Source organism: Rhodobacter sp. TJ_12 (genome assembly GCF_020023995.1).
Lineage (GTDB): Bacteria > Pseudomonadota > Alphaproteobacteria > Rhodobacterales > Rhodobacteraceae > Rhodobacter.
The window spans coordinates 1-505 of the sequence record NZ_NRRD01000108.1 but is presented as its reverse complement, the minus strand read 5'-3'; the positions used below and the strand labels follow the sequence as shown (position 1 = coordinate 505).

Annotated in this window: 1 protein-coding gene; it reads right to left on the bottom strand. The window is 56.0% G+C overall.

Annotated features, from left to right (window positions below; genetic code table 11):
• Positions 1-74: 74 nt before the first annotated feature.
• Positions 75-505: 23S rRNA (adenine(2030)-N(6))-methyltransferase RlmJ (gene rlmJ / locus CKO11_RS17435; protein WP_223641575.1), on the bottom strand; the 431-nt coding region annotated here is incomplete at its 5' end.

Here is a 505-nt window from a genome sequence, read left to right as displayed (position 1 = left end):
CTCTTAATCCTGAACGAGGTCGAAAGTGTCGCGATTGTAACGCGCAGCCAGCAAGGTTCCTTCGATTGCTGCGATTACTCGGGAACAATCCAGTTAACGAGGGTGTGGCCTGTTCCGGCGGGCACCAGTTTACTGTGCAGCCACGGCAGCACGTTATTCATCTGTGCTTCTAATTTCCACGGCGGGTTAACCACGATCATACCGGAGGCGGTCATCCCGCGCTGGTCGCTGTCCGGGCGTACCGCCAGCTCAATCTGCAGAATTTTACGAATGCCCGTTGCTTCCAGGTCATGCACCATACGCTTGATTTGCTGGCGCAGCACCACTGGGTACCACAGAGCATAGGTGCCGGTTGCAAAGCGCTTGTAGCCTTCGCTAATGCCGGATACCACCGCCTGATAATCGGTTTTTATTTCATACGGCGGGTCTATCAGCACCAGGCCGCGACGGGAAACTGGCGGCAGTTTGGCTTTCAACTGCTGGTAGCCATCGGCACGCTCAACGC